General features: G+C 62.4%; 13 protein-coding genes and 1 riboswitch. Of the genes, 6 read left to right on the top strand and 7 right to left on the bottom strand.

The window, feature by feature from the left end:
* Positions 1–70 precede the first annotated feature (70 nt).
* The 5 genes from ABIE40_RS00945 (at position 71) to ABIE40_RS00925 (ending at position 5686) form a co-directional block, all read left to right on the top strand.
* On the top strand, positions 71–1039 hold the full coding sequence (locus ABIE40_RS00945; protein ID WP_199625944.1) for a P1 family peptidase: 969 nt from the start codon (positions 71–73) through the stop codon (positions 1037–1039).
* A 56-nt stretch (positions 1040–1095) separates the two neighbouring features.
* Positions 1096–1998 carry a LysR substrate-binding domain-containing protein gene (locus tag ABIE40_RS00940; protein WP_199625943.1) on the top strand — a complete coding sequence of 301 codons (903 nt, stop codon included), beginning with the start codon at positions 1096–1098 and terminating at the stop codon, positions 1996–1998.
* 103 nt (positions 1999–2101) lie between these two features.
* On the top strand, positions 2102–3616 hold the full coding sequence (locus ABIE40_RS00935; RefSeq protein ID WP_199625942.1) for an ABC transporter substrate-binding protein: 1515 nt from the start codon (positions 2102–2104) through the stop codon (positions 3614–3616).
* Between the two features lie 268 nt (positions 3617–3884).
* The gene (locus ABIE40_RS00930) at positions 3885–4835 is read left to right on the top strand and encodes an ABC transporter permease (RefSeq protein ID WP_199625941.1); all 951 of its coding nucleotides are present in this window, start codon (positions 3885–3887) and stop codon (positions 4833–4835) included.
* Complete coding sequence (locus ABIE40_RS00925) at positions 4835–5686, top strand: ABC transporter permease (RefSeq protein ID WP_199625940.1); 852 nt, start codon at positions 4835–4837, stop codon at positions 5684–5686. The genes ABIE40_RS00930 and ABIE40_RS00925 overlap by 1 nt, the downstream gene beginning before the upstream one ends.
* Positions 5687–5689: 3 nt before the next feature.
* On the opposite strand, the gene ABIE40_RS00920 is transcribed toward ABIE40_RS00925, so the two are convergent.
* The 3 genes from ABIE40_RS00920 to ABIE40_RS00910 form a co-directional block, all read right to left on the bottom strand.
* The gene (locus ABIE40_RS00920) at positions 5690–6544 is read right to left on the bottom strand and encodes a C40 family peptidase (protein WP_199625939.1); all 855 of its coding nucleotides are present in this window, start codon (positions 6542–6544) and stop codon (positions 5690–5692) included.
* A gap of 21 nt (positions 6545–6565) precedes the next feature.
* A complete protein-coding gene (locus tag ABIE40_RS00915; RefSeq protein ID WP_199625938.1) occupies positions 6566–6916 on the bottom strand; it encodes a MarR family transcriptional regulator in 351 nt (116 codons plus the stop codon).
* Positions 6917–7030: 114 nt separating this feature from the next.
* Positions 7031–8419: a leucyl aminopeptidase family protein gene (locus ABIE40_RS00910; protein ID WP_199625937.1), complete on the bottom strand. Its 1389-nt coding sequence runs from the start codon at positions 8417–8419 to the stop codon at positions 7031–7033.
* A 139-nt stretch (positions 8420–8558) separates the two neighbouring features.
* Between ABIE40_RS00910 and ABIE40_RS00905 the strand changes: the two genes are divergently transcribed.
* Positions 8559–9383 (top strand): tetratricopeptide repeat protein, encoded by an 825-nt coding sequence (locus ABIE40_RS00905; protein ID WP_199625936.1) that lies wholly within the window; start codon positions 8559–8561, stop codon positions 9381–9383.
* 12 nt (positions 9384–9395) lie between these two features.
* Here the strand turns inward: ABIE40_RS00905 and ABIE40_RS00900 are convergent, their stop codons facing one another.
* The 4 genes from ABIE40_RS00900 to ABIE40_RS00885 form a co-directional block, all read right to left on the bottom strand.
* Positions 9396–10028 carry a LysE family translocator gene (locus tag ABIE40_RS00900; protein ID WP_199625935.1) on the bottom strand — a complete coding sequence of 211 codons (633 nt, stop codon included), beginning with the start codon at positions 10026–10028 and terminating at the stop codon, positions 9396–9398.
* A gap of 17 nt (positions 10029–10045) precedes the next feature.
* Positions 10046–10124, bottom strand: a riboswitch (ZMP/ZTP riboswitch).
* A gap of 35 nt (positions 10125–10159) precedes the next feature.
* Entirely contained in the window at positions 10160–11146 is a 987-nt protein-coding gene (locus ABIE40_RS00895; RefSeq protein WP_199625934.1) for a type II secretion system F family protein, read from the bottom strand.
* 17 nt (positions 11147–11163) lie between these two features.
* A complete protein-coding gene (locus ABIE40_RS00890) occupies positions 11164–12171 on the bottom strand; it encodes a type II secretion system F family protein (RefSeq protein WP_199626731.1) in 1008 nt (335 codons plus the stop codon).
* Positions 12171–13649: a TadA family conjugal transfer-associated ATPase gene (locus ABIE40_RS00885; protein ID WP_199625933.1), complete on the bottom strand. Its 1479-nt coding sequence runs from the start codon at positions 13647–13649 to the stop codon at positions 12171–12173. Before ABIE40_RS00885 ends, ABIE40_RS00890 begins: the two co-directional genes overlap by 1 nt.
* Positions 13650–13658: the final 9 nt, after the last annotated feature.

The raw sequence follows: 13658 nt of genomic DNA, 5'->3' as shown, positions 1-13658 counted from the left end.
ATCATCATCGGGGCCGGTCTTGTTTTTTTGCCTGTCGTTGCGCTCCTAATCGCCGCCAAAGGGGACCGACTTGCTCAATCTCATCACCGATATCGAAGGCCTCTCCGTTGGCCACGCCACCGACCTGACGCTCGGATCGGGCGTTACCGCCATCATTTTCGACCAGCCGGCGATTGCCTCGGGCACCGTTCTCGGCGGTGCGCCGGGCGGGCGCGATACCGCCTTGCTCGACCCATCGATGACGGTCGAAAAGGTCGATGCCTTCGTTCTCTCCGGCGGTTCGGCTTTCGGTCTCGATGCCGCAGGCGGCGTCCAGTCCTGGTTGCGCGAAGCCGGACGTGGCTTTGCGGTCGGCGATGTGCGCGTCCCGATCGTGCCGCAGGCGATCCTCTTCGACCTCCTGAATGGCGGCGATAAGGACTGGGGGCTGCATGCGCCCTATCGCGATCTGGGCTATGCCGCCTGCGCTGATGCCTCGACTGGACGCTTTGAGGTGGGAACGGTCGGCGCCGGAACCGGTGCGACGACAGCGACCTTCAAGGGTGGCCTCGGCTCGGCGAGCACAGTCGGCAGCGGCGGCCACAGGATCGGGGCGATCGTCGCGGTCAACGCGCTGGGTTCGGCGACGATCGGCGACGGCCGGCATTTCTGGGCGGCACCCTTCGAGCAGGATAGTGAGTTCGGCGGGCTCGGCATGCCCGCAACGATCGATCACCGCATGCGCCTGAAGGGCATGAGCGCCCCGGCGACGACGATCGGCGCTGTGGTGACCGACGCGGTACTGACCAAGGCGCAGGCCCACCGGCTTTCGATTGCTGCCCATGATGGCCTGGCACGCGCGCTGCTCCCGGCCCATCTGCCGCTCGACGGTGATACCGTTCTTTCAGCCGCAACGGGCGCGAAGCCGATCGATGCGCCCGGCTTCATGGAACTCTGCCATCTCGCCGGTATCGTCATGGCCCGGGCGATCGCGCGCGGCGTCTACGAGGCAACCGCCCTGCCGCATGAAGGCGCGCAACGCGCGTGGCGGGACGGCTAGCCGGACCTTCGGCGATTGCCTAAAGAGAAGCGGCAGACGAGAGGCAGGAGAACCGCATGCAGATCCGGGCGCTGATGTATTTCGACGAGCTGGTGAGAACCAGTTCGATGCGGCAGGCGGCCGAGAACCTCAATGTCGCTCCGACTGCGGTCAGCCGCCAGATCGAAAATCTCGAAGACTATTTTGGCACGCCGCTCGTCGAGCGCAGTGCCCGCGGTGTGACGCTGACGGCTGCCGGAGAGCTGCTTGCGGCGCGCGCCGGGCGAACGCTGCGCGAGCTCGAACATGTGCAGCAGCTGATCGAGGATCTGAAGGGGCTGGAGCGTGGAAGGGTGACGATCTTTGCCAATGGCGCGATCGTGGCCAGCCTGCTCACCCCGGCGCTTGCCGAGTTCAGCAAGACCTATCCCAGCATCCGCTTCGAGGTGATGATCACCAGCGCGCGGCAGGCGGTGGAAGCCGTCAATTCGGCGCGCGCCGATATGGCGCTGACCCTGTTCGCGCCGCAGATGACCGAGGCCAAGGTGATCGCCCGCTCGGAGATCACCTATGGGGTGATCGCCTCCAGCCGCCACGCGCTCGCCGGACGCAAGGAAGTGACGCTTCGCGAATTGGCGCGGCACGCGCTGGCGCTGCCGGAAACGTCGTTCGGCTTCCGCCAGGCCTTCGACGCCGCAGCGGAGCGCCAGGGCCTGACTTTCGAACCGGCCTTTACCGTCAGCGCGCTGGAGATGCTGAAGGAACTCGTGCTCAGCGACATGGCCGCAACGCTGCTGCCGCGGCTTTCGGTGCGCCGCGAGCTCGAGGCTGGCACGCTGACCGCCATTCCGCTTGCCAGCGAAAGCACGATTCGCACGCATGCGGAGCTGTCGATCGCGCCCGACCGGCAATTGTCCTTCGCTGCCGCCAAGCTCAGCGGCTTCATCGAAGAGTTCATGCGCTCGAACGCCAGCCGCTAGCGTTCCGCCTTTCCAGACCTTGCGTTTCCCGCGTTTTTGGTGTGTATCGCTTTTTAGTACACAGAGAACACAAAACGTGTTCACCATATAAGACGGGATATACATGCTCCGCCTCATCCGTTCCGCCCGCCGCATGCAGTCCTTTGCTGCAGCCTGCGCCATCGCAGCCGCAACCGCTCTTCCCGCCCATGCCGCTCCCAAGACCACGCTCAATCTCGGCATGGCCGTCGAACCCACCGGTCTCGACCCGACTATCGCCGCGCCTGTGGCGATCGGCCAGGTGACCTGGCAGAATGTTTTCGAGGGTCTGGTCTCGATCGGCGAGGACGGCAAGGTGCAGCCGCAGCTGGCAAAGAGCTGGGAGGTCTCTGCTGACGGGCTGACCTATACGTTCAAGCTGCAGGATGGCGTGACTTTCCACGACGGTGAGACCTTCGATGCGACAGCGGCGAAATTCTCGCTGGAGCGGGCGCGCGGCAAGGACTCCGTCAATCCGCAAAAGCGCTTCTTCGCGTCGATCGCCTCGATCGATACGCCGGATGCCCGCACGCTCGTGCTGCATCTCTCGGAGCCGACCGGCAGTCTGCTCTACTGGCTCGGCTGGCCCGCTTCGGTCATGGTCGGCCCGAAATCCGCCGACAATGACAAGACCGTACCCGTCGGCACCGGACCCTTCAAATTCGTCAACTGGGCGAAGGGCGACAAGGTCGAGTTGGCGAGAAACGATGCCTACTGGAACAAGCAGGTCTCGGTGAAGCTCGACAAGGTAACCTTCCGCTTCATCGCCGACCCGCAGGCCCAGGCGGCAGCGCTGAAATCAGGCGATATCGACGCCATTCCGGAATTCGGCGCTCCTGAATTGATGAGCTCCTTCGACGGCGATACCCGCCTGACGACGGAGATCGGCAATACCGAACTCAAGGTGGTTGCCGGGATGAACAATGCCAGGAAGCCGTTCGACGACAAGCGGGTGCGTCAGGCGCTGATGATGGCGATCGACCGGCCGACGGTGATCGAAGGCGCATGGTCCGGCCTCGGGACGGCGATCGGCAGCCATTACACCCCGAACGATCCCGGCTATCAGGACATGACCGGCGTGCTCGCCTACAATCCTGAAAAGGCCAAGGCGCTGCTTGCCGAAGCCGGCTATCCGAACGGCTTCTCCTTCACCATCAAGGTGCCGCAGATGGCCTATGCACCGCGCAGCGCTCAGGTGATGCAGGCGATGTTTGCCGAGATCGGCGTGACGATGAATATCGAGCCGACCGAGTTTCCGGCGAAATGGGTGCAGGATGTGATGAAGGACCGCGCCTACGAGATGACCATCGTCGCCCATGCGGAACCGATGGACATCGATATCTATTCGCGCGATCCCTATTACTTCAACTACAACAATCCCGACTTCAACGCGCTGCTGAAGAAGGTGCAGCTGACGGCCGACCCGGCCGAGCAGAACAAGCTCTATGGCGAGGCTCAGAAAATCCTGGCGGAAGACGTACCCGCCCTCTATCTCTTCGTCATGCCCAAGCTCGGCGTCTGGGACAAGAAGCTGAAGGGGCTATGGAAGAACGAGCCGATCCCGTCGAACGTTTTGACGAATGTTTCGTGGGAGGAATGATCGGATGCTCGGCTGGAGGTAGGGTCATCAACCGGGATTGCCATAGCGTAGTGTCTGCGCACGCCCTTCACCCTCCCTCATTCCTGTGCTTGTCACAGGAATCCAGCGCGCCCCAGTCCTGGGGCGCTGAAGACTCCTCTCCCGGATTTCGATTCATTCACCGCGCAGACGCGCGGTGGCTGGATTCCTGTGACGAGCACAGGGATGAGGGAGAAACGTCGGGCCGCCGCGCGCCAACTCAAGCGGTATCGCACAAGGCGCGAGCTACATGATCGCCCTGCTCTCCCGCCGCATTGCCGGTCTGGTCGTCACCCTCCTCATCGTCTCCTTCCTGATCTTTGCAGTCATGGACCTGCTGCCCGGCGATCCAGCGTCGATCATGCTCGGCACCTCGGCGGCGCCCGATACGCTTGCGGCACTCCGCCATGATCTGGGTCTCGATCAGCCGCTGATCGTCCGCTACGGCCATTGGGTCGCCGGCGTTCTCCGCGGCGACCTCGGCCAGTCCTATACATACAGCGTGCCGGTCGCCGGGCTGATTGCCGAGCGGCTTGCCGTCACCCTGCCGCTTGCCATCTTCGCCATCCTGATCTCGATTGCCATTGCCCTGCCGCTCGGCACTTTCGCCGCCGCCCGCCGTGGTGGCATCGCCGATATCGCCGCCACGCTGTTCTCGCAAATGGGCATCGCAGTTCCGGGCTTCTGGGTGGCGCTGTTGATGATCATCCTGTTTTCGACGACGCTCGGGCTGATGCCGGCCGGCGGCTTTCCCGGTTGGGAAAATGGCATCGCCGCCGCACTACGGGCGCTCGTCATGCCCGCCTTCGCGCTCGCCCTGCCGCAGGCGGCGGTGCTGACGCGGGTGACGCGCTCGGCGGTGCTCGACGTGCTGCATGAGGATTTCACGCGGACCGCGCGGGCCAAGGGTCTTTCGGACAAGGGTGTGCTGTGGCGCCATGCTGTGCCGAATGCGCTGATCCCGATCCTGGCGGTGCTTGGCTTGCAGTTCACCTTTCTCGTCGCCGGCGCGGTGCTGGTCGAGAACGTCTTCAACCTCCCGGGGCTGGGGCGGCTAGCGCTGCAGGCGCTTGCGCAGCGGGATATCATCGTCATGCAGGACGTGGTGCTGTTCTTTGCGGCGCTCGTCATCATCATGAATTTCATCGTCGACATGTCCTATCTCGCCATCGATCCGCGGCTGCGGCGGGAGGGGGCGTGATGGCATTCTTTGTCGCGACGGGAGCGCAGCTCGGAGCCAACAGAATTAGCCGGCGAATTAGTCTGATCGCAGGAGCCGTGATCGTCGGCATCCTAGCAGCTATTGCCGTGCTCTCGCTGTTCTGGACGCCATTGCCGCCAGCGAAGATGCAGATCATTCACAAGCTGCAGCCGCCGCTTGCCTATGGGCTGCTCGGCACCGATCAATTCGGCCGCGACGTGCTGTCGATGCTGATGGTCGGGTGCTGGAACTCCCTGTCGATCGCGGTCACCGCAGTTGCCATTGGCGGAACGATCGGCTCGATCATCGGCATTTCCGCTGCAGCAATCCGCGGACCGTTCGAAGCGGTGCTGATGCGCGTCTGCGACGTGATATTCGCGCTGCCGCCGATCCTCTCGGCGATGATCCTCGGTGCCTTTCTCGGCCCCGGCCGGTTCACGGCCATCACCGCGATCGCCGTCTTCATGATCCCGGTCTTCGCACGCGTGACGCTGGCGACCTCATTACAGGCGTGGAGCCGCGACTATGTGCTTGCGGCACAGGCAATCGGCAACAGCCGCCTGACGATCTCGATCCGGCATGTGGCGCCGAATATCATGGGCCAGATCATCGTTCACGCCACGATCCAGCTGGGGCTGGCGATCCTGACTGAGGCAGGCCTGAGCTTTCTCGGTCTCGGCATGGCGCCGCCTGCGCCGACCTGGGGGAAGATGCTGGCCGATTCGCAGACCTTCATGGGCATCGCGCCATGGCTGGCGATACTGCCCGGCCTGGCGATCGCGCTTGCCGTTCTCGGGTTCAACATGCTGGGCGACGGACTGCGCGACTGGCTGGATCCGAGGCACCGCTAGAGATTAGAACGGGCGACGGTAGCCAGTCGGCATCTCGTAGAGCCAGCCGATACGCTTGACCGCTTCCTCGAAATTCTCGCGGGCGACGGTCATCGTGTGGCCGGTGGCATGGATGATGGTATCCGGGTCTTCCATGATCGCCACATGGCCCTTCCAGAACACCAGATCGCCGCGTCGAAGCTCCGAGCGGTCGATCGGCGTACCAAGAGCTGCCGCCTGCATATCCGTGTCGCGCGGCGTGCTGCGGCCGGTCATCAAGGCCGCGAGCTGAACGAGGCCGGAGCAATCGATCCCGAGCCCCGAGCGGCCACCCCAGAGATAGGGCGTATTCAGAAACTGCAGCGCGACCTCGACGTAGTCGGCGCCCTCACCCGCGCCGATCGGCTGCAGGTGCTTTTCGAAAATCGCCGTTCCATCGGCCAGCACATGGTAGTGATTGCCCCGCGCCTCGGCCTGACCGGTGACGCGAACACGGCTGCCCATCGACAGGATCGTCTGGTAGGGCTTTCGGAGCTCAGGCTCGGGATAGATGAAGGTGCGCTGGACATTGACGACATGCGTCGGCTCGGCATCAACCGTCGCCAGCATCGCCTCCGAGAGATAGCCGACATAACCGTCAGAGGCCGCCTTGACCCAGCACCAACCGTTCGAACGGTCGAAGACGGTGACGTCCTCGCCCATCAGCAATTCCGTATCGATGCCGCGTGCCAGATCCGGGACCGGGCGAAGCGGCGCGACGGGAACCGCGATCCGTGCCGGCATGCCCTCGACGAAGCGCTCGGCCTCGACCTTGCCCTTGAGGGAGGCCTCGGCGAGATCCGGTCTATAGGCGTTGAGGCGCCGGTCGAACATGGTCATGACAATCCTTTACTCTTGCCCTTATACCGGAAGCTTGCGGCCCTGCTCGCGCACGCGATCGCCCAGCTTCTCGAGATAAAGCGCGCCGCCGACGGTGCGCTTGATGATCACACTACGCCGATCCGCGTCATCGCGCACCCTGTCGACGAGGCCCATTTCACCCATCGTGTCGAGAGCGCGGGTAATGACGGGCTTAGTGACGCCCAGCGTGGCGGCGAGCCCGCGCACGGTATGCGGCGGCGGGACGAGATAGATATGCAGGAGAATCGCCATCTGGCGCAGTGTCAGGTCGCGATCGTCGTGGCGCACCTGATCGAGCGCCACGCCATGCCAGAGCCCCAATGCCTGGGATGCACTCAGTTCGATCGGCACGGCCTCTCCGGAAAATCGTTACGCTAACGTTCCTATTTTCGCAGGCTGCTGCCCTCATGCAAGAGGCGGCATGAACTGCCGCCTCTCAAGGTGAATAAAATTTTAACGATCGGCTCAGGCGCCTTGGCGGATATGGTGGTAGAGCGCGCGGATCGCCTGCGCTTCGCCACCACCCGGGGAATGTGCACGCTCGGAGGGTGCCCAGCCGTAGATGTCAAAATGCGCCCAGCTTTTCGCCTTGCTGACGAAGCGCTTCAGGAACAGGGCCGCGGTGATGGCACCAGCCATGCCGCCTGCCGGTGCATTGGTGATATCGGCGATCTTGGCGCGGATGTCCTTGTCGTAGCCCATATAGAGCGGCAGGCGCCACAGCGGATCGTCGGTCTCGAGGCTGGCTTCCGTCAGATCGTGAGCAAGGCCCTCGTCATCGGTGAAGAAAGGCGGCAGATCAGGACCCAGTGCAACGCGGGCGGCACCGGTCAGCGTTGCCATATCGATCAGGAGATCCGGGGATTCCTCGTCGGCATAGGTGAGCGCATCCGCCAGGATGAGACGGCCTTCGGCATCGGTATTGTCGATCTGAACGGTCAGGCCCTTGCGGCTCTTGTAAATGTCGCCCGGACGGAAGGCATTGGCCGAGATCGAGTTCTCGACAACGGGGATGATCACGCGCAGGTCGACCTTCAGCTTGGCATCCATGATCATCAGCGCCAGGCCCATGACGTTGGCCGCCCCACCCATGTCCTTCTTCATCAGCAGCATGGACGATGCCGGCTTGATGTCGAGGCCGCCGGTATCGAAGCAGACGCCCTTGCCGACAAGCGTAACCTTGCGATGACCCTTCTTGCCCCAACGCAGCTCGAGCAGACGCGGCGCATCGGCGCTGGCGCGGCCGACGGTATGGACCAGCGGGAAGTTCTGCTTGAGCAGGTCATCGCCGATGATGACGGACATCTCTGCCTTGTAGTGCTCGGCGAGACCGCGGAAGGCTCCTTCCAGCTGCTCGGGGCCCATATCGTTGGTCGGGGTATTGATCAGGTCGCGGGCGAGGAAGACGCCGGCAAGCTGACGCTTGATATCGGCAGCATCGGCATCGCGCGGGATCATCAGCGTTGCTGCGGCGGGCTTTTCGGAGCGGTAGCGATCGAAGCGGTAGCTGCCGAGACCAAAGCCTAGAGACAGGCGGTTTGCCGTCAGCGGTGCAGTTTCTATATGCCAGTCGCCGGCCGGCAGCGAGCGCGCCAGCTTGCCGGTGATGTAGGGCTGTTCTGACGGATTGGTGCCGAGGCCAAACAGCGCGCCACCAAGATGGCCTTCCGCGGTCGGGATCAAAAGCAGCGAGCCGCTTTCGGCGCGATAACCTGCCTTCTTTGCCCAGTCGAGGGCGATCGGATCGATCGTGCCGGTCTCGATATGCGCGGGGGTGACGGCGAAAATCGGAAGCGTCGAGCCGCCCTTGTTGTTGAAAGGGGTCGGTCTCTCAATAAATTGATAGGGGGCCATGATGTCCTTCGGCGGTATCGGAATCGTTTTTTAACGGTCTGTTAGGGTTAACAGACTATTGCTGGAGCGAAGATTGCGTCACACCTTTCCCTGTTCCGCTTAGAGGTCAGGCGCCTGTTTCTGAATTCAGGAAAGCGCCATGCCTCGTTCGGCTACCACTCCGTTCAAGAACCGTATCCTCCAGGGGGCCGCTTTGGCAATGATCGGCCTAGCGCTTGCCGGCTGCTCGACCACCAAGGACAAGATGACGACGGGGTCGATCCCGGCTTCGACGCGACCCGTGGAAAGCATGGACGTCAACGAAGTGCGCAGCGCCACCGAGCGCGCGGGCCAGATCTACGAGAAGAACCCGCGCGATCCCGTCAACGGCGTCTATTACGCGACGCTGCTGCGCTCGGCCGGCCGCGACGCGCAGGCGCTGGCCGTCATGCAGCAGGTGGCGATCTCCAATCCGAATGACCGAAATGTTCTTGCTGCCTACGGCAAGGCGCAGGCCGCTGCCGGACAGCTGCAGCAGGCGCTCGACACGATCGGCCGTGCTCAGACGCCTGATCGTCCGGACTGGAAGCTGGTTTCCGCCCAGGGCGCCATTCTCGACCAGATGGGCAAGCCGAGCGAGGCCCGCGCCCGCTACCGCGACGCGCTCGACATCATGCCGAACGAACCGTCCGTCCTCTCCAATCTCGGCATGTCCTATGTGCTGACCGGCGATCTTCGCACCGCGGAGACCTATCTGCGACAGGCGGCTGGCCAGCCGACCGCCGACAGCCGCGTCCGCCAGAACCTGGCGCTGGTCGTCGGCCTGCAGGGACGCTTCCCCGAGGCAGAGCAGATCGCCCGCCGCGAACTTTCGCAGCAGCAGGCAGACGCCAATGTCGCCTACCTACGCTCGATGCTGTCGCAGCAGAATTCTTGGCAGAAGCTCGCTTCCAAGGACGGCCAGCAGCCGAACAACACCAACTGACGCCAAGATAGACTAGCGCAGCATCATGCCGGAAACGATCAGCCTCAGCCCGAGGCCACCCATGACGAGCCCGGCTGCGCGATCGATCCAGGCTTTCGCGGCCAAATAGGCGCGGCGCGGGCGCTGCGACGAGAAAGCCAGCGCCACGACCGCGTACCATCCAGCCTCGATTGCAAAGATGCCGATCGGCAGGCCGATGATGACGCCAAGCGGAATGACCTTCGGCAGGAAGGCCGCAAAGATGCTGGCATAAACGATAATCGTCTTCGGATTGCTGAGCTGCGTCAGCAGCGCCGTTGTGAAGCTGCGGCGGATCGACGAGCGGTCGTCCATGGCATCACCAACCGTCAGCGGCTCTTTTGCGCCCCGCCAGATCCGGTAGGCGATGTAGACGAGATAGGCACCGCCGGCGACCTTCAGAACGATATAGAGCCAGGCGAATTGCGTCAGCAGCGCCGTCAACCCCGCAAGAGCAAGCACGCTGAAAGTGATGCCGCCGACGCCCATGCCGACCGCGGCGGCCAGCCCATCCAGGCGCGAGCGGGAAATGGCAATGCGCGATACGACCACGAAGCTTGGGCCGGGGCTCATGGCACCGACGAGCATGGCGGCAAAAATACTGAAAAGAATGGCAGCTGAAGACATAGGGGCTCCTTTGTGACCGAAGGTGCCCAGGCGAGCGGCGTAAAGCCCGCGCTCCCCGATGGTCATCCATCTCAATCGCCAGTCACGCGGAGCCTATGGCTAAACCCATTCGCCGAAGCCTTCAAGAGACTTCAGAAGCGATCGGCAACCTGGATACCGGCCGGCCCGAGAATGACGGCAACGAGCACCGGCAAGAAGAACAGGATCATCGGAACGGTGAGCTTCGGCGGCAGCGCGGCGGCCTTCTTCTCCGCCTCGTTCATACGCTCGTCACGGCCTTCCTGCGCCAGAACGCGGAGCGCCTGGGAGATAGGCGTACCGTAGCGGTCTGCCTGGATCAGCGCCTGGGTGACGGACTGGACGAGCGGGATCTGCGTGCGTGTGCCGAGGTTTTCGAGCGCTTGGCGACGGTCAGGCAGGAATGAGAGCTCAGCAGTGGTCAGGACCATTTCCTCAGCCAGCGGCGGTGACTGCTCGCCAAGCTCTTCCGAAACGCGGCGCATCGCAGCTTCGATGGAGATGCCCGATTCCACGCAAATCAGCATCAGGTCGAGCGCATCCGGCCAAGCACGCTTGATTGAATGCTGGCGCTTGCCCATGCGGTTCGAGATGAAGATGTTCGGGGCATAGAAGCCGAGATAGGCAGTGCCAATGACGGCGAGCAGACGGATCGGAAGCGGCTTCTCGATCAGGTGCCCGAGGCCGAAAACATAGAATGCGCCGGCTGCGAGAAACAGGAACGGCAGTAGGAAACGGGCAACGAGGAAGGTGTTGAGCGCGTTTTCGGACCGGTAGCCCGCCGCTCTCAGCTTGTTCATAGTGTTTTCATCGACAAGAGCTTCACGCAGATTGAAGCGCTCGACGATCTGGCGAACGGAGCGGTTGTTCTGGGCACGGAGCGAGGCTTTTCCTGCTCCGGCGTCAGCGTTCATGCGGGCGCGTTCGCGAGCACGAATCTGGTCACGCTCTGTCGAGACGGCTCGCATGCGCTTGTTCAAATCACCGCGTTCAAAGAACGGAACGGCTATCGTGTACAACGTGGCGAAAACGGCGATCGCCACGAACAACGCAACGAGCATGGCTGGATCGGTCAGTCGTGAAGCAAGATCCGAAGACATGGTTTGCGTCCTCTCCGTTAGATGTCAAAGCTGACCATGTTGCGCATGACAAAAATGCCGATGGACATCCAAACCGCCGAGAGCCCCATGATCAGATGACCACGCGGATCGGTAAAAAGGATCGTCATGTATTGCGGCGAGGTCAGATAGACCAACGTAGCGACGATGAACGGCAATGCGCCGATGATGCATGCCGAGGCCTTCGCTTCCATCGATAGCGCCTTGACCTTGGCCTTCATCTTTTTGCGGTCGCGCAGCACCTTGGAGAGGTTTCCGATCGCCTCGGACAGGTTACCACCGGCCTGAGACTGGATAGCGATGACGATGGCAAAGAAGCTGACTTCCTGAAGCGGCATATAGTTGGTCATGCGCATGCAGGCATCGGGAACGCTGAGGCCGACCTGCTGCGCCTCGACGACGCGTCGGAACTCCGACTTCACAGGGTCGCGGCCTTCGTTAGCAATCAGGCGAATTGCGTCGTTCAGGGGAAGACCCGACTTGATCGAGCGCACGATGACATCAAGCGCATTCGGAAATTCGTCGAGAAACTTGTTCTGCCGGCGCTTGATAAGGAACCCGAGAATCCAGCGCGGCAAACCCAAACCGCCAACAATCGGCAGCGCCAGAACGATCATAACGGGAGCGCCCGCGAGAAACGCCACCACCATCAGGAAGAGGCCTAGGATTGCACTGAACATGTAGAATTTTGCCGGGGTCATCGAAAAGCCTGCCTGTGTCAGCCGCGATTTCAATGACAGTTTTCGTTTCGAGCTTTCCTGCTGTCGCTTCTCGAGGTCCTTCAGATTGTCCTGCACCGATTTACGGCGCTTGGACATCTCCTGAACACGGTCGCGCGCCGCCTTGACGTTAGCGCGATCCGTCTCGGCGGAACTTACCCGGTTGACGCGGTTAGTCGCCTTCTTTTCCGTCTCCATCCTCGTGAACAGAACGCCGTAGCAAACTGCACCCGCAGCAACTGCAACGAAGAGAATGATACCGAGAACGACTGGATCAAGCCCGAACATCATGCCCCCTTCGACTTTGCTTCCATCTCATCGAGAGCAGCGGCCAGGCGCTTTTCTTCGTTATAGTAGCGGGCACGGTCCCAGAAATTCGGCTTGCCGATACCGGTCGACATATGGCGGCCGATCAGGCGGCCGGCGGCATCTTCGCCTTCAATCTCGTAGCGCATCAGGTCCTGGGTGATGATGACATCGCCTTCCATGCCGATCACCTCGGTGATCGCCGTAATGCGGCGCGAACCATCGCGGAGGCGAGCCGCCTGGACAATGACATCGATCGAACCGGCGATGATTTCGCGGACGGTCTTGGCGGGAAGGCTGAAGCCGCCCATGGCGATCATCGATTCGATACGGCTCAGGCATTCACGCGGTGAGTTCGAGTGGATCGTGCCCATCGAGCCGTCGTGGCCGGTGTTCATCGCCTGCAGAAGGTCGAAGACCTCGGGTCCGCGCACTTCGCCGACGATGATGCGTTCAGGGCGCATACGCAGGCAGTTCTTGACGAGATCGCGCATGGTGATCTCGCCTTCACCTTCGATGTTCGGCGGGCGCGTTTCGAGACGGACGACATGCGGCTGCTGCAGCTGCAGTTCGGCCGTATCTTCGCAAGTGATCACACGCTCGTCACGGTCGATGTAATTCGTCAGGCAGTTCAGCAGCGTCGTCTTACCGGAACCGGTACCGCCGGAGATGACGACGTTGCAGCGAACGCGGCCGATGATCTGCAGCAGCGTCGCGCCCTCGGGCGTGATCGCGCCGAAGCGGACCAGCTGGTCCAGGGTCAGCTTGTCCTTCTTGAACTTGCGAATGGTCAGGGCCGGCCCGTCGATCGCCAGCGGCGGGGCGATGACGTTGACACGCGAGCCGTCAGGAAGGCGGGCGTCGCAGATCGGGCTTGATTCATCGACGCGGCGGCCGACCTGGCTGACGATGCGCTGGCAGATCGACAGGAGCTGAGAGTTGTCACGGAAGCGGATTTCCGATTCCATCGTCTTGCCGCCGACTTCGATGAAGGTCTGGCCGGCGCCATTGACCATGATGTCGGCGATATCGTCGCGCGCCAGCAGCGGCTCAAGCGGACCATAACCGAGAACGTCGTTGCAGATGTCTTCGAGCAGTTCTTCCTGCTCGGAAATCGACATCGCGAAGTTCTTGATTGTGATGATGTCGTTGACGATATCGCGGATTTCTTCGCGCGCGCTCTCGGCATCGAGCTTGGCAAGCTGCGACAGGTCGATCGTGTCGATGAGCGCGGAAAAGACCTGCGCCTTGGTGTCGTAATATTCTTCGGTGCGAACCGGGCGCCGGCGCTGCGGCGTCTGCATCGGCGGCGGCGCCACCTGCTGGCGTGCATTCTCCCGGGCTGGCTCGACGAGAACCTGCGGTGAGGTGGATGCCGGTGCGGCAGCGGCAACCGGCGGCGGTGGCGCTGCTACGCCGCCAGCCTTTCCGAAACCATCATTTCCGCGTTTTCCGAACATGCCAATTCC

Source organism: Rhizobium sp. OAE497, assembly GCF_040546565.1.
Lineage (GTDB): Bacteria > Pseudomonadota > Alphaproteobacteria > Rhizobiales > Rhizobiaceae > Rhizobium.
The sequence above is the reverse complement of the archived record's forward strand: the minus strand, read 5'-3'. Positions and strand labels throughout refer to the sequence as shown.